10 protein-coding genes, 2 rRNA genes and 2 pseudogenes are annotated in these 18,161 nt (G+C 48.6%); 4 read left to right on the forward strand and 10 right to left on the reverse strand.

From position 1 onward, the window contains the following. The first annotated feature begins 174 nt into the window (after window positions 1-174). Both MON37_RS00110 and rrf read left to right on the forward strand, forming a co-directional pair. Window positions 175-3,066 (forward strand): 23S ribosomal RNA (locus MON37_RS00110). A 93-nt stretch (window positions 3,067-3,159) separates the two neighbouring features. Beyond that, window positions 3,160-3,273: ribosomal RNA gene (gene rrf, locus MON37_RS00115) — 5S ribosomal RNA — on the forward strand. 104 nt (window positions 3,274-3,377) lie between these two features. Here the strand turns inward: rrf and MON37_RS12355 are convergent. Further along, window positions 3,378-3,485: pseudogene (locus MON37_RS12355) on the reverse strand (IS5/IS1182 family transposase); the annotation flags it as partial. A 235-nt stretch (window positions 3,486-3,720) separates the two neighbouring features. Here MON37_RS12355 and MON37_RS00120 point away from each other — a divergent pair. Further along, the gene (locus tag MON37_RS00120) at window positions 3,721-4,020 is read left to right on the forward strand and encodes a ComEA family DNA-binding protein (RefSeq protein ID WP_039408788.1); all 300 of its coding nucleotides are present in this window, start codon (window positions 3,721-3,723) and stop codon (window positions 4,018-4,020) included. 166 nt (window positions 4,021-4,186) lie between these two features. Here the strand turns inward: MON37_RS00120 and MON37_RS00125 are convergent. The 9 genes and pseudogenes from MON37_RS00125 to hrpA all read right to left on the reverse strand — a co-directional run. Next, window positions 4,187-4,336 (reverse strand): annotated as a pseudogene (locus MON37_RS00125) (IS481 family transposase); the annotation flags it as partial. A 118-nt stretch (window positions 4,337-4,454) separates the two neighbouring features. Further along, window positions 4,455-5,960 (reverse strand): SWIM zinc finger family protein, encoded by a 1,506-nt coding sequence (locus tag MON37_RS00130; RefSeq protein WP_082013643.1) that lies wholly within the window; start codon window positions 5,958-5,960, stop codon window positions 4,455-4,457. Between the two features lie 288 nt (window positions 5,961-6,248). Further along, the gene (locus MON37_RS00135) at window positions 6,249-6,884 is read right to left on the reverse strand and encodes a hypothetical protein (protein ID WP_039408797.1); all 636 of its coding nucleotides are present in this window, start codon (window positions 6,882-6,884) and stop codon (window positions 6,249-6,251) included. Continuing rightward, window positions 6,884-7,315, reverse strand: coding sequence for a hypothetical protein (locus MON37_RS00140; protein WP_039408799.1), 432 nt, complete (start codon window positions 7,313-7,315; stop codon window positions 6,884-6,886). The genes MON37_RS00135 and MON37_RS00140 overlap by 1 nt, the downstream gene beginning before the upstream one ends. 12 nt (window positions 7,316-7,327) lie before the next feature. Then, window positions 7,328-8,446 carry a hypothetical protein gene (locus MON37_RS00145; RefSeq protein WP_039408802.1) on the reverse strand — a complete coding sequence of 373 codons (1,119 nt, stop codon included), beginning with the start codon at window positions 8,444-8,446 and terminating at the stop codon, window positions 7,328-7,330. An 88-nt stretch (window positions 8,447-8,534) separates the two neighbouring features. Next, complete coding sequence (locus tag MON37_RS00150) at window positions 8,535-12,734, reverse strand: GNAT family N-acetyltransferase (RefSeq protein WP_039408804.1); 4,200 nt, start codon at window positions 12,732-12,734, stop codon at window positions 8,535-8,537. Window positions 12,735-12,802: 68 nt separating this feature from the next. Further along, window positions 12,803-14,380 carry a phosphoethanolamine transferase gene (locus tag MON37_RS00155; protein WP_203026005.1) on the reverse strand — a complete coding sequence of 526 codons (1,578 nt, stop codon included), beginning with the start codon at window positions 14,378-14,380 and terminating at the stop codon, window positions 12,803-12,805. Between the two features lie 156 nt (window positions 14,381-14,536). Next, window positions 14,537-15,205, reverse strand: coding sequence for a hypothetical protein (locus MON37_RS00160; RefSeq protein WP_039408807.1), 669 nt, complete (start codon window positions 15,203-15,205; stop codon window positions 14,537-14,539). 87 nt (window positions 15,206-15,292) lie between these two features. Then, window positions 15,293-16,687, reverse strand: coding sequence for an ATP-dependent RNA helicase HrpA (hrpA, locus tag MON37_RS00165; RefSeq protein ID WP_082013645.1), 1,395 nt, complete (start codon window positions 16,685-16,687; stop codon window positions 15,293-15,295). Between the two features lie 160 nt (window positions 16,688-16,847). Here hrpA and MON37_RS00170 point away from each other — a divergent pair, with 160 nt between their 5' ends. Further along, window positions 16,848-17,813: an IS30 family transposase gene (locus MON37_RS00170; RefSeq protein ID WP_242883699.1), complete on the forward strand. Its 966-nt coding sequence runs from the start codon at window positions 16,848-16,850 to the stop codon at window positions 17,811-17,813. Window positions 17,814-18,161: the final 348 nt, after the last annotated feature.

Here is an 18,161-nt window from a genome sequence, read left to right on the forward strand (position 1 = left end):
GAAAAGAAAAACAGGTACAGTATTTGGGTGATGATTGTATCGACTTAATCCCGAAAGACAAAAGGCGGGATTAAGACACAACAAGCAGTAAGCTTTATCAGAGTAGGAAATTCAAGTTTGATGTTCTAGTCAACGGAATATCAGGCAAAGTCAGAGAAGTTCTTGAAATGATAGAGTCAAGTGAATAAGTGCATCAGGTGGATGCCTTGGCGATGATAGGCGATGAAGGACGTGTAAGCCTGCGAAAAGCGTGGGGGAGCTGGCAATAAAGCTATGATCCCGCGGTGTCCGAATGGGGAAACCCACTGCATTCTGTGCAGTATCCTAAGTTGAATACATAGACTTAGAGAAGCGAACCCGGAGAACTGAACCATCTAAGTACCCGGAGGAAAAGAAATCAACCGAGATTCCGCAAGTAGTGGCGAGCGAACGCGGAGGAGCCTGTACGTAATAACTGTCGAGATAGAAGAACAAGCTGGGAAGCTTGACCATAGTGGGTGATAGTCCCGTATTCGAAATCTCAACAGTGGTACTAAGCGTACGAAAAGTAGGGCGGGACACGTGAAATCCTGTCTGAATATGGGGGGACCATCCTCCAAGGCTAAATACTCATCATCGACCGATAGTGAACCAGTACCGTGAGGGAAAGGCGAAAAGAACCCCGGGAGGGGAGTGAAATAGAACCTGAAACCTGATGCATACAAACAGTGGGAGCACCCATGTGGTGTGACTGCGTACCTTTTGTATAATGGGTCAACGACTTACATTCAGTAGCGAGCTTAACCGAATAGGGGAGGCGTAGGGAAACCGAGTCTTAATAGGGCGAACAGTTGCTGGGTGTAGACCCGAAACCGAGTGATCTATCCATGGCCAGGTTGAAGGTGCCGTAACAGGTACTGGAGGACCGAACCCACGCATGTTGCAAAATGCGGGGATGAGCTGTGGATAGGGGTGAAAGGCTAAACAAACTCGGAGATAGCTGGTTCTCCCCGAAAACTATTTAGGTAGTGCCTCGAGCAAGACACTGATGGGGGTAAAGCACTGTTATGGCTAGGGGGTTATTGCAACTTACCAACCCATGGCAAACTAAGAATACCATCAAGTGGTTCCTCGGGAGACAGACAGCGGGTGCTAACGTCCGTTGTCAAGAGGGAAACAACCCAGACCGCCAGCTAAGGTCCCAAATGATAGATTAAGTGGTAAACGAAGTGGGAAGGCCCAGACAGCCAGGATGTTGGCTTAGAAGCAGCCATCATTTAAAGAAAGCGTAATAGCTCACTGGTCGAGTCGTCCTGCGCGGAAGATGTAACGGGGCTCAAATCTATAACCGAAGCTGCGGATGCCAGTTTACTGGCATGGTAGGGGAGCGTTCTGTAGGCCGATGAAGGTGCATTGTAAAGTGTGCTGGAGGTATCAGAAGTGCGAATGTTGACATGAGTAGCGATAAAGCGGGTGAAAAGCCCGCTCGCCGAAAGCCCAAGGTTTCCTACGCAACGTTCATCGGCGTAGGGTGAGTCGGCCCCTAAGGCGAGGCAGAAATGCGTAGTCGATGGGAAACAGGTTAATATTCCTGTACTTGATTCAAATGCGATGTGGGGACGGAGAAGGTTAGGTTAGCAAGCTGTTGGAATAGCTTGTTTAAGCCGGTAGGTGGAAGACTTAGGCAAATCCGGGTCTTCTTAACACCGAGAAGTGACGACGAGTGTCTACGGACATGAAGTAACCGATACCACGCTTCCAGGAAAAGCCACTAAGCTTCAGTTTGAATCGAACCGTACCGCAAACCGACACAGGTGGGCAGGATGAGAATTCTAAGGCGCTTGAGAGAACTCGGGAGAAGGAACTCGGCAAATTGATACCGTAACTTCGGGAGAAGGTATGCCCTCTAAGGTTAAGGACTTGCTCCGTAAGCCTCGGAGGGTCGCAGAGAATAGGTGGCTGCGACTGTTTATTAAAAACACAGCACTCTGCTAACACGAAAGTGGACGTATAGGGTGTGACGCCTGCCCGGTGCTGGAAGGTTAATTGAAGATGTGAGAGCATCGGATCGAAGCCCCAGTAAACGGCGGCCGTAACTATAACGGTCCTAAGGTAGCGAAATTCCTTGTCGGGTAAGTTCCGACCCGCACGAATGGCGTAACGATGGCCACACTGTCTCCTCCCGAGACTCAGCGAAGTTGAAGTGGTTGTGAAGATGCAATCTACCCGCTGCTAGACGGAAAGACCCCGTGAACCTTTACTGTAGCTTTGCATTGGACTTTGAAGTCACTTGTGTAGGATAGGTGGGAGGCTTAGAAGCAGAGACGCCAGTCTCTGTGGAGCCGTCCTTGAAATACCACCCTGGTGTCTTTGAGGTTCTAACCCAGACCCGTAATCCGGGTCGGGGACCGTGCATGGTAGGCAGTTTGACTGGGGCGGTCTCCTCCCAAAGAGTAACGGAGGAGTTCGAAGGTTACCTAGGTCCGGTCGGAAATCGGACTGATAGTGCAATGGCAAAAGGTAGCTTAACTGCGAGACCGACAAGTCGAGCAGGTGCGAAAGCAGGACATAGTGATCCGGTGGTTCTGTATGGAAGGGCCATCGCTCAACGGATAAAAGGTACTCCGGGGATAACAGGCTGATTCCGCCCAAGAGTTCATATCGACGGCGGAGTTTGGCACCTCGATGTCGGCTCATCACATCCTGGGGCTGTAGTCGGTCCCAAGGGTATGGCTGTTCGCCATTTAAAGTGGTACGTGAGCTGGGTTTAAAACGTCGTGAGACAGTTTGGTCCCTATCTGCAGTGGGCGTTGGAAGTTTGACGGGGGCTGCTCCTAGTACGAGAGGACCGGAGTGGACGAACCTCTGGTGTACCGGTTGTAACGCCAGTTGCATAGCCGGGTAGCTAAGTTCGGAAGAGATAAGCGCTGAAAGCATCTAAGCGCGAAACTCGCCTGAAGATGAGACTTCCCTTGCGGTTTAACCGCACTAAAGAGTCGTTCGAGACCAGGACGTTGATAGGTGGGGTGTGGAAGCGCGGTAACGCGTGAAGCTAACCCATACTAATTGCTCGTGAGGCTTGACTCTATCATTTGAAGAACTTCAAATAAAAAGCTTACTGACTGATTCAGTCATCACCGAATATATTGATTAAGGCTTTGCCGATTTGTACAGTTTAAGTTTGGCGGCCATAGCGAGTTGGTCCCACGCCTTCCCATCCCGAACAGGACCGTGAAACGACTCAGCGCCGATGATAGTGTGGTTCTTCCATGCGAAAGTAGGTCACTGCCAAACACCTATTCTAAGCCCCCGACAGATGTCGGGGGCTTTTACTTTGTATCGTTTCGGTTTGGCGAACATCATTACCCTGTATGGCGGCGGTGAGGTGGAGTGGGGTAATATAGTGGATTAACTTTAAACCAGTACGGCGTTGCCTCGCCTTGCCGTACTATCTGTACTGTCTGCGGCTTCGTCGCCTTGTCCTGATTTAAATTTAATCCACTATATTCCGGATGATCCGGTTGCAGAAGGATGGGCTTTATTGATGTGGGAGGAGGCCGCTCCGGAATTGAAGTAAGTTGGGGAATGTTGCAGAATAAATACATTTGGGGATAGTAAAGTTGGAAATATTTAAAATTGTTTGAATTAAAATAATGTAAAGTATATGATAATAAAATATTTAGTGGTAACGCCTCCACGGCGGTGCCGTCCATATTAACGAAATGATAGGAAAACGCCCTTATGAAAAAATTCCTCTTTGCCGCACTCTCCGTTCTGACCGCCTCGCTGTCGCTGGCAGCCGTCAACATCAATACCGCTTCCCCGTCCGAATTGGAAGCCCTGCCCGGCATCGGTCCGGCCAAAGCGAAAGCCATTGCGGACTACCGTCAGCAGCATGGTGCCTTCAAATCAGTGGAAGAGCTCAAAAACGTTAAAGGCATCGGCGAGGGTATCTTCTCCAAACTGAAGACCGAAGCAACCGTCGCTCCCGCACCTGCCAACCCAAAAGCTAAAAACGCCGTCCCATTATCTAAAAAATAAACCTATCCACGTATTCGTGAAATTGCAGGTGAATACGATGGCCAAACTAAAAAACGTCCAATTCCGGAAGGGAGCGGGCGTTTTTGTTTGTTGAACCGATCTTATTCCCGTCGCTCAGAGTGGGACAGGACAATGTACCGTTTCGGCAATTCCTGCAATATTGTGACTTACTCCTTGCGGCCTTAAACGCGTGGTAGATGGTGACACGGCTGACTTGGTAACGACGGGCCAGGGAGGTGACGCTTTCCTTTTCCTGTGTGTAGGCCTGTCAAATGGCTTGGCGGTGGTGCGGGGTGAAGCAGGTGTTTTTGTGCATGTTCCTGTTTCAGTATTTTCCTGAAAATACTGTAAACAACGCTACTGTTTTCTACATGTAAGGATTGCAGGCTTGCCTAGAAAAATTCATCGTCAGGGTGTGGATGAATAGTTTTCTCCTAAAACCCCGCCCGATCCAATTCTTCCAGCAACGCAGGTCGGCGCGGTTTTTCGCTATATCGTTCCCTGATTTCGTCGGCAAAGTCTTCCATCGCCTGCCGTTGTGCGGAATATTGGCGGCGGAGGGTCTTTAATTGGTTCAAGAGCTGGCGGTATTGCTTACGGTTGCTTGCCTTATTGATTTCAACCGCAAAGATTTTCAGGTAGCAAGCTACGATTTGATCGTGATACGGCTCGGGGAAAGACGGGGCAAAACGTTCCATCATGTACAACGAAAGGTGTTGCTGCAATAGGGCGAGCAGCCGGTCGAATTCCTGTTCATGCTCGAATATTTCAGCTTGCAGCGAATATTGACCCGACAAACGCGCAAGCAGGCGGTTGAATTCATGCGGCCATTCGGCGGCGGGAAACGTGGCTTTCCATGCTTCATAATGCGGCAATGAAAGGCTGGTGGAAAACGCCAAATCCGCTGCGATTTCGCGGACATTTTTACCGGTTTCCTTCAATACATCAAACAATTGCAGCTTCCATTTGTGCGCTGTGCCGAGCGTTCCCTCAGCTTTGGCAATCTTGATTCCTTCACGCAAGAGGCGTTCCGCTTCCGCCCAATCTTGCTGCCCGACAGCTTGTTCTACCGCGATTTGTCTGAATTGCGGCAGGTGCAGATGTCGTCTGAAATAATCCTGCGCGGCAGCAGTATCGCCTTTCGCCTGCAAAACCTGCCACTCCTCGAATGCCCAAAATTCATGTTCCCAACCCGACTCGGTAGCAGCCAAACGTTTAGCCACATAATCTTGCCACGCCTGCCATTCGCCGCGCAGCCGCCAGATTCGGGCGCGGATTTGGTAGATTTTATTGCCTGCCTCAGAGGAATCAAAATAGCGGTTGTCGTCCAAACATTTGTCTAAAAAATTGATCAAACGCTTTGGGACGTTTTCCATGACCGCCTCTTCCAACAGGTCGAGTGCCATATACATAGCATCGCCCAACATACCGTCCGAATCGTCCGCCTTTTCAAAAGCATCCTGCAAACGCGGTATCAACAGAGGCAAAGCCTGCTGCAACGCCGCCGGCCCCTCCTGCGCCACATCTTCCAACCAGTTTTGCAGCCTGAAGCCCAAATCAGCAGCTTCGTAGTAATCATAATATCGGGTTCGGGAAAAGATTTTGGAGAGCTGCTGCCGATACGGATTGCCGCCCTTTTTAGGCTGCTGCGCGTCGGTTTCGTCCGGCTGCCCGTCCGGTGTTTGAGCACGCACCGCATACCACAACGCCGCCATATGTTTGCACGCCCCGCCATAAGGGCAATCGCAGCCCCCGTCCTTAATGTACAAATCACTATCCAGCTTCAGCCATACCGAATAGTTTTCCGAACCGCACACCTCCGCCCGATAACGCCCGGCGGAAGTTTTTTGGATATTGCGAACCTTGCCCTGCTGAAAATACAGCAGACCGCGTTCGGCGATATGGGGCGGAAATAGGCGGGGTAGATAGATACCGGACATGGTTTGCTTCCAAGAAGTTGTTGAAACATGGGAAGTTTACTGGTTCGGGCGATGTTTGGGGAGAGGGTGGAGGGAAGATTTGTTTGGCAAAGAGGCAAAAGGCCGTCTGAAAATGGGTTTCAGACGACCTTTGGTTTGGGTGGAAAGGGAAGTAGTTTAGAAAGACCGAGTGTGTGCGTGCCGCACACACGCTATACACGAAATTCAAAGTTTTACGTGATTACAGATTGTAAATCTAAAAGGTGTACATAAATGGATAATGGCTTATAATTTTTGAATATTGAAAAATTAATCCTGTGGGAAATGTTGCAGTTGGATGACGTGATGATGAACTTTATAAGGTAATCCTGATGTACTGTGAGTATGTGTAGTTGTTAAACTCAGTCCTGCTCTATCTTCGTGAGCATCTAAAAATGTCAGCCCTTCTATCTCTGTGCTTTCAGACAGGATTCTTTCCCTCCATTCATTTAAAACAGCAGTGGCTTTCTTTTTAGAAGATTTATTAACAATGTAAATGAACAAGCCTCCTTCTGAGCATGTAGGGCTACCACTTGCATATCTATTTATTAATTGATGAAAACCTTTCAGAGAATAGGCTGTTCCATCACTTAATTTAGCTTCTCCTAGCCATAAATACCGTTTTAATTCAATATGAATATCAACATGACCACCTGCATGGTTATCGTGAGTTACCTTAAAAAGTGTATGCTCAAATCTCCCTTTAAGATACATAACCAAATTAAATGAAATTAGATCTTCACTTTGGTTGCATAGCATATCTTTATGCTTTTCCAGCTCAATAATCCCATTAATGATTTCCTCATTAATCAGATTGTAGAATATTGCCTTGTCTCTTTGTGCAATTAAACATTTTGCTTCAAATGAATCATCCTTCTGCAAATCATAAAGAGTGAAATTTTCCATTAAGTGTTACCTCTCTTCTTCAATTGAATTGAAAGTTCACTTAATGTAAAAGTAATATATAAAAGATTAGGATTAAACTTAGATTGGATATTTCCATTATCAAGCGTAATATATCCGCTTTCTTGAATATCAGCTAACTCTTCTTCCGTTAGTTCAATAGGCTCATCACTATACTCATCAACATATCGATAAATAGGTTCTAACAAATGCCATTGTGTACCGCATAAAAAGAAGAAAATATCTACAATAACATTTTTGTCGGATTCTTGCGTAATTTCTGCAATGCGTTTTGGAGTAATATTTCTTAATAGTTCTAGCTTTGTAGATTGAATATAAGACACAAGTGAAAGCAGCCGCACTCTTTGCGTATCAGTCAAAGAGTTAGCTCCCTTTATTTCTTCAATAATTGAGGAAAAGGTATGTGCTTTCATAGCAAATAATATCTAAGCTAAATCAAAAATCTTTTGGGTAAGCATATCTAAATCTTCTTGGCAAGCACAATCATCAATTTCAACAATATAACATGCTGATACCCTTGCCGTACCTTCCAAAAAACTTTTATAGCCTAAAGAGGCTGTTGGTTCAAATAATTCAGTAGTTGATATAGAAGTCCATTTCTTTTCAATAGCATGAAGCTCTGTTCTTGATTGGATAGCTTCCATTCCACTCATATGATAAGGTTCAAGTCTTAAATCTTCTCTATTATTCCTTCTATCTAATTTTTCATGTTTTACTGAACCTGAATCAGTGTAATGGCTAAAACTTGTTACTCTTCCTCCTTCTTCGCTATATAAAGAGCGAATTGCATTACCAATATTTTTCTTTCTAGCACTTTTTAAATTAGGATATATATTAACCAAATATTTAAATAAAGAATCTGATAAGTAATCCATATCACTTTGGCTGGTTATTGCTGTTGCATCGCTAAATAGTGTAAGCAATTTTGCCTCTTTATCAAAAGTAAAATAACTTATCAATTGTTTAAAATCCTGCCTGATTGCAATAACTTCATCATATAAACCTACATCAAATTGAAGAAAGTAATCTTGAACATCTTCTGGTGCTTCTCCTAAAATAAATTCTTTTCGTTTACGAAAAGATTTACGTCCGCATACCCAAAACTTACTTGTATGACCTTCATCATTAAATTCATCCGAAATGCAAAATAATTGAGTACTTTGAGTTTCCAGAATCTGTCTAGGTAGCAAATTTGGAAAATTTCTAGCATATTCAGTATTGGAATGTTTTTGAATTTCTTCTTTAAGCTTGATTTCAAATTCATTCAATTCTTGATCTGAAAGAGTTGAAATATCAAAAAATACAACAGCTTTCTTGCCAAAATTCAAACTTCTATTATATTCAGCTTCAAGAACTTTTTTTATTTTGTTAAGTATTGGGTTGTGGTCTAACAATTCGCTTACTTTTTCTTTTAAGCTAGACCATGATTGCACTCTGAAAATACCGTTGCTAAATAAAATTCGGCTTAATTTGCGGATAGAATAATCACGTTCTTGCAAAAAACCAATTAAAGTTAAAATGTCTTTTTTTGTTTCATCTATCATATTCAGTATCCTCTGTAGTTTATGAAATTATCACATTTTACTCTTTACATTAGGAATAATGGAAGGAATATTTTCAGGTAGCCTTCATTTATTTCACCCCCTCCCACACCTTCAACAACCTCTTCAGCGACATCGGATACGGCGTCTTCAATTCCTGCGCGAACAGCGATACCCTCAATTCTTCAATCATCCATTTAAACGCGGCGAGGTCGTCTGAAACGGGTAGTCCTTGTTTCACCAAGCTGTCGGTTTTTTCCTGCCACATCTGTTCCAATTCCTGTATGTCGGCTTCGCGGGCTGCGTCGCGGGCGGGGTTGCTGCTGTATTTTTCGAGGCGCAGGGTCATGGCTTTGAGGTAGATGGGGAGGCGCGGCCATTGTGCCCACGGGGTATGGCTGGCGAAGCCGGGAGCGAGCAGGGTTTGCAGGCGTAGTCTTAGAAGATGGGTCAATGGATGTTTGCCGAGTTTGCTATTCAGTTCGGCGTAGGCGGCTGCGGTTTCCTGTAAGTAGCGGCTGAGGGCTTCTTTGACGGCGGGCAGGCGGCTGCGGGCGCGTTTGATTTGTTCTTTGAAGGCTTTTTCGTTGCGCGGCAGCTCGTCTTCGCCGATAAAGGCGCGGTCGCAGACGGCTTGGGTGAGGTCGTCGCGCAGGGTGTCGGCGTTGATGTGTTTGAGCAACATGGCGGCTTGGGTGAAGCCTTGGATACCTTTGTTCAGGTCTTTAACTTGTTCTTTTAGTTGTAGTTTCATGAGTTCGATCACGCCTAATCTGTGGGCTTGTTCGGCGGCGACAGACGTGTCGAACAGGCGCAGGGCGATGCGGCCGTCTTTTTCTTTTTGTAGGCCGAGGTAGCCGGTGAGTTGTTGTTTGCCGCGTGCGAATTTGATGGATTCGGGCAGGGTGCCGATGTCCCATGTGGTGACGTTGTCGCGCTCGAATTCTTGGGTGTTGTCGCGGAAGGTGGTGGCGGCGGCTTTGCCAAGTTGTTGTTGGATTTGGATTAAATCGCGCCCCATGGCTAATTCTTGTCCGCCGTCGTCGATGATGCGGAGGTTGAAATAGCAGTGTTCGGGCAGCCTGAACGCGGCCCATTCGTCTTGGTTGATTTGCTCCAGTATGCGGATGTCGCCTGCGGTTTTGGCGATGGCTTGGGCGAGTTGGGGCAGGATGGGGGCGTTGCGGTCGGGGTTTTGGCTTAAAAATTGGGTGATGAATTCGGGCACGGGCACGCAGATGCGGCGGATTTGCTTAGGCAGTGCTTTGATTTGTAACTGGATTTTTTCGCGTATCATGCCGGGCACGAGCCATTCGAGGGCGGCGGGGCTGATGCGGTTGAGCACGGTGAGCGGCAGGGTGAGGGTAACGCCGTCGAGCGGGTGGTGTGGCTCGAAGCGGTAGCTGAGTTTGAATTTGCCGTCTGCGGTTTGCCAGTGTTTGGGGAATTGTTCTTCGGTGATGTGCGCGGCGGCGTGCTGCATGAGGTCGTCGCGGCTGAGGAACAGCAGGCGCGGGTTGTCGCGCTCGGCGGTTTTGAGCCAGGCTTGGAAGGTGCGGATGTCGGCAAGGGGGAGGGGTTTCAGACGGCCTTTTGGGGGTGCAGGCTGCTTTTTGGGTTTGGGGTCGTCTGAAACATTTTGTAGGGTGTGTGAACTCGGTTCACGCACGCGGTTGCCCGTATCTTTGGAATCCGTGTGCGTGGCTTGCGCCACACATTCTACGTTGTGCTTTTGAGATTTTAGGACATCTGTTGCATCCGCTCGTGCCAATAAGATGAGTTCGCCGGCAGTCTCAGCATCGAGATAGTGTACCAAGCCGGCTTCGTCAAATTGCGCCATTACGCCGCTTTGTAATGTCGCCCATTCTTCGGCGGAACCGATGGACGGGTCGCATTGCTGCTCGGCAATCAAGGCAACGATTTTGCCGTGCCATTGTTTGCTGTCGATAGTTACACGGTCACCCAGCAGTATTGGTTGACCGTCGGCGTAGCATAGGGAGTTTTCAGGTAGCCTTTGGGCTTTGGGGTCGTCTGAAACCGTTGAAGCGGCGGCACTCTGTTCCCTCTCCTGTGGGAGAGGGTTAGGGAGAGGGCTTGCTGTGGTTGCGGAAAAGTTGGTTTGGGCGGCAACTGTTTTGCCCTCTCCCCGGCCCTCCCCCGCGGGGGAGGGGGTAGTTTGTGCGACCGCATCAATGCTGTCGGTTTGCAAAATCATGCGGTAATTGATTAAAACCGAGCCGTTTCGCTGAATTTGGTTTTGGTGTTGCAGTATAAATCCCTGTTTCTTAAAAAAGGGCAATGCGGCTGCGGACACATCTGCCGTTACCGTTTTATCTGCATCCGCCTGCGGCAAAACGGCAGACAACAGCGCGGAAGCGACGCCTTGCCGCTGGTGGACAGGGTCGGTAAATAGGCAGTCCAAATGATTTTGCTCGGGCAGGTATTCGATAAAGCCGAGGATACGGTCATTTTGCGCTGCCAATCGGATACAGCTGCGTCCAATCCGTTTTTGCCAAAAGGCGGCATTGTCCGCGCCCTGTATCCATGCGGCTTTTTCGCTGTCGCTATAATAGCTTGCTTCAATGTGCAGGACGGCGCGGCGGAATAGTTCGGCAATTTGGGCTGCATCATTATGTGTGGCGGGGCGTATACGGAATGTTGCTATGGACGATTTCAGACTGCCTGAAACCGTTGAAACTGCGGTACTCTGTTCCCTCTCCTGTGGGAGAGGGTTAGGGAGAGGGTTTGCTACGGCTGCGGAAAAGTTGGTTTGTGCGGGAACTGTTTTGCCCTCTCCCCAGCCCTCCTTCGCAGGGGAGGGGGCAGTTTGCTGGGCGTCGTAGGTTGGGTTGCCAAACCCAACGGTTTTTGCGGTTGCGGCGGGTGTTGGGTTTTCAACCCAACCTACGGTGTTGCCGTGATTTTCATTTTGGCGAGACGCGTTACGCTCGTTTTGGCAAAACTCGTTGCGCTCATTTTCAGACGATCTCCCGGCTTTGTCAGATTCAATAATCCGTACGGAATCTTCACTTCCCCAAACGCTGCCTTGCGCGTCTTTCCACGCCGTTTCGGGCAGCCGTTCGTGATAAAACGCAAACAGCGCTTCATTATCGACCAGCACGTCTTGCTTGCGCGATTTGTGTTCGAGTTCGGTAATTTCCTTAATCAGCTTTTTGTTGTGGACAAAAAATTCCGCTTTCAAATCGCATTCCTGCGCCACCAGTGCGCTGCGGATAAAGATTTCGCGTGCTTCTTCGGGGGCGATTCTGCCGTAGGACACGGGGCGACGCGGCAAGACGGTCAGGCCGTAGAGCGTTACCCGTTCGCTGGCGATGACTTCGCCGCGTTTTTGTTCCCAGTGCGGTTCGAAATAGTGGTAGCGGACGAGGTGCGGTGCTTCCTGCTCGATCCATTCGGGCTGGATGGCGGCTACATCGCGCGCATAAAGCCTTGTCGTTTCAACGAGTTCTGCCGCCATCACCCATTTGGGTTTGGCTTTGAACAGGGTGGAGGCGGGGAAAAGGTGGAAGCGGCTGCCGCGCGCACCGGTGTAGTCGTTGCCGTCGGGCGATTTCATGCCGACGTTGGCGATGAGGCCGGTGAGCAGGGCGCGGTGGATTTGTTCGTAGCCCGCTTCTTTGGCGGCACGGATTTGGGCGCGGTGTTGCTTCTTATCCAGTTGTTTTTGTTTGAGTTTGGCGGATAAGTCTTGGTCGCCCGCATTTTCAGACGACGTGAGCTGCCTGACTTCGGGAGGTCGTCTGAAAGCGACTTCCTTGGTGGTCAAACCCATTTCAATCGCGGTTTGGGCAAGCTGGTGGTGCAGCTCGCGCCATTCGCGCATCCGCAGGTGCGACAGGAAATATTGGCGGCACCATTGCACCAACTGTTTGTTGGACAAGCCTTTATCACGCTCGCGCTGGAAGCTGTCCCAAATGTTCAGGTAGGCAAGAAAATCGGACTGCTTGTCGGTAAAACGTTCGTGTGCCTTGGCTGCGGCATCGCGCGCTTCCAGCGGCCGCTCGCGCGGGTCTTGAATCGACAGCGCGGACGCAATCACCAATATTTCCGCCATGCAGTCGTGCTTCTTCGCCGCCAGCAAAATGCGTGCGATTTTCGGGTCGATGGGCAGGCGCGCCATTTGTTCGCCGAGTTTGGTCAGGCGGTAGCGGGGAGGGGCGACGATATTGCCCGAAACGTTTTGAAGGTCGTCTGAAACGGTTTTGTCGTTTGTCGGATTGTGTCGGGCATGAATGCCCGAGCCGCGTGCTTGATTTTTAGTGTTTTGCATAGTCTTGTAGGTCAGGCATTGATGCCCGACGTGGTCTCAATTTATATTGTTTGTAGGTTTGCGCCGCCTTATTGCGGATAAACATATTCCGCTTTGCCGTTGCGGATGTTCAGGCTGCCCGCATCGCCTGTAATCAGGTTGCCCGTTACCGAGCCTTCGGTGCAGCCTGAAACCTTCATATCGTAGCCCAGCGTGTGAATAAGGAAAGTTGAAAGCTGCTGGTGGAAGGCAATTTCGCAAGGCGCAAAGGCTTGGTTGGCGGATTGCTGCAGAGCGGCATCAGGGCTGTATAACACTAGCGGTACGATGTAGCTGTCGGGATGTACCGTGCCTTGGTTGAAGGTGTCTTGGTGCACATACTGCCCGTGGTCTGAGGTATAGACAAACAACCAGTTGTTTTCAGGCTGTTTTTGCAGCTGCTGGAACACGGTTTGGATCATTTGGTCGGTTTTGTGGATGGTGCTGTCGTATTTGTCCACGATATTGGCTTCGCCGAACACCTTATCCTGCTGCTGCAACAGCGCGCCGTATGGAACGTGCGAACCGCGTTGGTGCAACACAATAAAATGCTTGCCCTGCTGCAAATTGATTTTATCGAACAACGGCAGCAGCTTATCGTCGGGCATATTGTCTCCGTTGCGGTAGCCGAGTTGAGTCGGCTGAATCAGATGGTCGATCCACTTTTTGCCGATCAGGTTCAAAATCGCCATCTCGTTTTCCGCCTGCGCGCTGTAAAAATACGTTTCGTACCCCTGCTCTTTGGCGAGTCGGAACATATTGGTATCGCCGCTGCTGATTTGTTTGTAGCCGTTGGCATGCGGTATGGCATTGAAAAAGCTGGGCAGGGACACCGCCGTCATCAAAGCGGCAGAATAGCTTTGTTTCACAATCGGCTTAAAGTCGGCTTGCGACAGTTGGGTCAAAAACGGCGAAGTTTCGCGTCCGTAGCCAAACAGTTTCAAATGCGCCGCGCTTTCGCTTTCTCCCATGATGAGGATGATATTTTGAATACTGCCCTGTCCGGTTTTGCTTGGTGCGGGCTGTTTGAACACAGGAATCTTGCTTAAATCAAACAATTGATACGGCAATACGCGCCCGACAAAATAGCCGAAGCTGAAATAATTGGCTTTGACGCGGCTGTATGTCGGTTTGGGCGAAATACCGTGTTCCTGCGTCGTACTGAATGAACGCCCAAAAATCAGCAACATCGCCGCAGCGAACAATATATCGGCGGCAAAATGCGTCTTACGGCGGAACTTGGCAAGGCTGCTAAACAGCACGACTTCCGCCACACCCCACAACGCAGGCAGCCACAACTTATCAAACATCGACGCCCCCGCGCTGCCGACTTCAGTAATCTCTTTCAGCATCAACCAATAGTTAATGCCCGTCATCCAGCTTTGATAAACCGCGTAATGCACATTATTGGCAATGATGCTGAACGCGAAAAACAACGCAATCAGCAGCCGCGAAGTTTTATAACGCGCAAACAGATACAGCGCAGCAATCACAAATGTCAGCGCAAACGTTTCCGCCATTTTTGCTGCCGGCAGAGTTTCAATCCCGAATACAAAGCGATAGGCGATTTCGCTGGCAGTAAGTAGGGATGAATACAGAAAGAGAACGAAAAGGGATTTTTTCATAATAGGAAGTTCACAATAAAAGTTGCAGGCAGGGTTAGGGCTCGGCAACGGTATTCTTCAGCAGCTATCTGTTTACAGATTGTTTTTTAAAAAACGAGGTCGTCTGAAACGGTTTTGTTGTTTGTCGGATTGTGTCGGGTATTTGTGCCCGACAAAAAATTAGGAGTTAGCTTTTTTGTCATCTTCCCAATATGGCAATATGTCTTCACGCAAATAAAAGGAACGTTGCAATATGGAAAAACACCAAAAAGATATTATAAAAAATAAAAAATATATAACCATGCCTAATAAAATATTATTTTCTGCAACGGAATTCAGTATTATAACGATATCTATCAATATGGATTTACTAGACTTTCCAAAGCAACCTAGGATCGAAAAAATGAGAATTCCCCATGTTGCAGAAAAAATAAAGTTTATTTTTTGTAAATTTGCTTTTTCTTCTTGATAAGCACTCCATAATACAGAATTATTTTCTTTCACTGCTTTTCTTCTTAATCGGTACAATGATTTTCTATAATCTGTATTTTCGTTTTCAAACATATAAATATTAAATTTTGATAGAATAGTTAAGATAACAGAAAAATAAATTCCTTGAATAATAGGAACAATTACAGAAAAAATAAAAGAGAAAAGGATAACAGATTCAAAAATGCTGTATAGGTCTAAATTTTTCTGTTTATTTAAAAGTGCTGTAATAGAAAATCCATGTCTTAAATTTAAATACATATCGAAAAATGAAATTATCAGCAATGATGCCAAAAACCATTCGAGTCTCATCAATCTCTGTAATAATCCGTTGCTGAGTTTTTCTAAAATATCGCTCATTTATTATTCCTTCAATGTTTGTATGATAAAGTAATTATGCTATCGTTCCCCGATTTTCGTTAGACATCAATGCCCGTCCTATGCTTTTCAGACGACCTCCACCGCCCCCAATTCCAGCAACACCTGAAAACCATCATTGATATACCGCGAATCGGGCATTTCTAAAAACGGGAATGCCGCCACGTCGCCGAATTTCAACGCTGCCATGCGCAGAATGACGGCGGCGAGGTTGCTGCGGACGATTTCCGGGTCGGTGAATTCGGGGCGGCTGTTGAAATCTTCTTCTGAAAACAGTCGGATACATACGCCTGCGGAGACGCGGCCGCAGCGGCCGGAACGTTGGCGGGCGGCGGCTTGGGAGATTTTTTCGACATGAAGCTGCTCCACTTTCGCCCGTGCGGAATAGCGTTTAACGCGCGCGAGGCCGGTGTCGATGACGTATTTGATGCCCGGCACGGTGAGCGAGGTTTCGGCGACGTTGGTTGCCAGCACGATGCGGCGTTTTGCGCCTGAAGGGTGGAAGATTTTGTGCTGTTCGGCGTGCGACAGGCGTGCGAACAGGGGCAGGATTTCGTCGTTGCGGCGCAGCGTGGATTTGCGCAGGGCTTCGGCGGCTTCGCGGATTTCGCGCTCGCCCGGCAGGAATACCAAGATATCGCCTTCGCCGTAGCGTGCCAATTCGTCGGCTGCATCGACAATCGCGTCGGTCAGCTCGACTTCTGCGTCGTCTTCGTCTTTGCTGGTCAGCGGTTGGTAGAGGATTTCGACGGGATAGGTGCGCCCGCTCACTTCTAAAACAGGCGCGCCGTTAAAGTGTTGGGAGAAGCGTTCTGCGTCTATCGTTGCCGAGGTGATGATGACTTTCAAATCGGGGCGGCGCGGCAGGAGCTGTTTCAGGTAGCCCAAGAGGAAGTCGATGTTCAGGCTGCGTTCGTGTGCTTCGTCGATGATAATCGTGTCGTAGGCGGCGAGATAACGGTCGGTTTGCGTTTCCGCCAGCAGGATGCCGTCGGTCATCAGCTTGACGCAGGCATCGCGCGAGGTGTGGTCGGTGAAGCGCACCTTATAGCCGACCGCGCTGCCGATTTCCGATTTCAGCTCTTCGGCAATCCGCTCTGCCACCGAACGCGCGGCTAAACGGCGCGGCTGGGTATGCCCGATCAGCCCCGCCGCCCCGCGCTCGAGTTCCAAACAAATCTTGGGCAACTGCGTGGTTTTGCCCGAACCGGTTTCGCCGCAAATAATCGTTACCTGATTTTCGGCAATGACTTTTTTGATTTCTTCGAGTTTCTCGTGAACGGGCAGGGTGTTGTCGAACTCGGGTTTGGGTAGTTTGGACAGGCGTTGCAGATAGAGGTCGTGCGATTTTCGGTATTTTTCTTCGACTTTGGACAAACCGCCGTATTTGTTGGGATTTTTGAAGGCGGAACGTAGGAAGTGGCGGTCTTTGGAGAGGGTTTGGGAGAGGTCGGGATGGGGCATGGCGTTGGAAAAATTTCAAATAAAACAAAGGGAGTGATTATAGCAAAGGTCGTCTGAAAATTTTCAGACGACGGCGGATTCGCATTTGAAGTGCAACTTTCCATAACAGAAAAAGGCCAGTATGCGGTAGCATACGGCCTTTCCTGCAAGAAAGATTGCCATGAGCTACACACAACTGACCCAAGACGAACGATACCATATCCAATACCTGTCCCGCCACTGCACCATCGCCGAAATCGCCAAACAGCTCAACCGCCACAAAAGCACCATCAGCCGAGAAATCAAGCGGCACTGCATCCAAGGACAGCAATACAGCGCCGATAAAGCCCAACGGCAAAACCGGCTGACCAAACAGCACCGGCGAAAACCCTATAAGCTCGATTCGCAGCTGGTTCAACACATCGACACCCTTATCCGCCGCAAACTCAGTCCCGAACAAGTATGTGCCTACCTGCATAAACACCACGGGATCACACTCCATCACAGCACCGTTTACCGCTACCTCCGCCAAGACAAAAGCAACGGCGGCACTTTGTGGCAACACCTCAGAATATGCAGCAAACCCTACCGCAAACGCTACGGCAGCACATGGACCAGAGGCAAAGTGCCCGACCGCGTCGGCATAGAAAACCGACCTGCTATCGTCGACCAGAAAACCCGCATCGGCGATTGGGAGGCCGACACCATCGTCGGCAAAAATCAGAAAAGCGCGTTATTGACCTTGGTCGAACGCACTACCCGCTACACCATCATCTGCAAATTAAAGAACTTAAAAGCCGAAGACACTGCCCGGGCGGCCATTAGGGTATTAAAGGCATATAAAGCCAGAGTCCACACCATCACCATGGATAACGGCAAAGAGTTCTACCAACACACCAAAATAGCCAAAGCCTTGAAGGCGAAAACCTATTTTTGCCGCCCTTACCATTCTTGGGAGAAAGGGCTGAATGAGAACACCAATGGACTCATCCGGCAATATTTCCTCAAACAAACCGATTTCCGAAACATCAGCGATCGGGAGATACGCAGGGTTCAAGATGAGTTGAACCACCGGCCGAGAAAAACACTTGGCTACGAAACGCCAAGTGTTTTATTCTTAAATCTGTTCCAACCACTGGTACCCTAGTGTTGCACTTGAAATCCGAATCCAAGGACCTTTGCCATTTCGGAAAGATTAAGGATGATCTGCAACGTAAGCCTAGAGGCTTGAAACCTTGGCAATCTTTAAATATTTCTTAAAAAGCGGAGGTCTGGATTCCCGCCTGCGCGGGAATGACGGTGTGAGGGATTGGGTTTGGTGCGATATAAAAGGCTGGGTAAAGACGGAAATTGAGAGTCTTGAAATTCGATCAATCTTTAAACATTCCTAAAAAGCTAGGTGCGGATTCCTTCCTGCACGGGCATGACGATATGGGGGCTGATTCAGATTCGATAAAAAGGTCGTCTGAAAACCAACTTCGGTTTTCAGACGACC

This window comes from Morococcus cerebrosus (assembly GCF_022749515.1).
Classification (GTDB): Bacteria; Pseudomonadota; Gammaproteobacteria; order Burkholderiales; family Neisseriaceae; genus Neisseria; species Neisseria cerebrosa.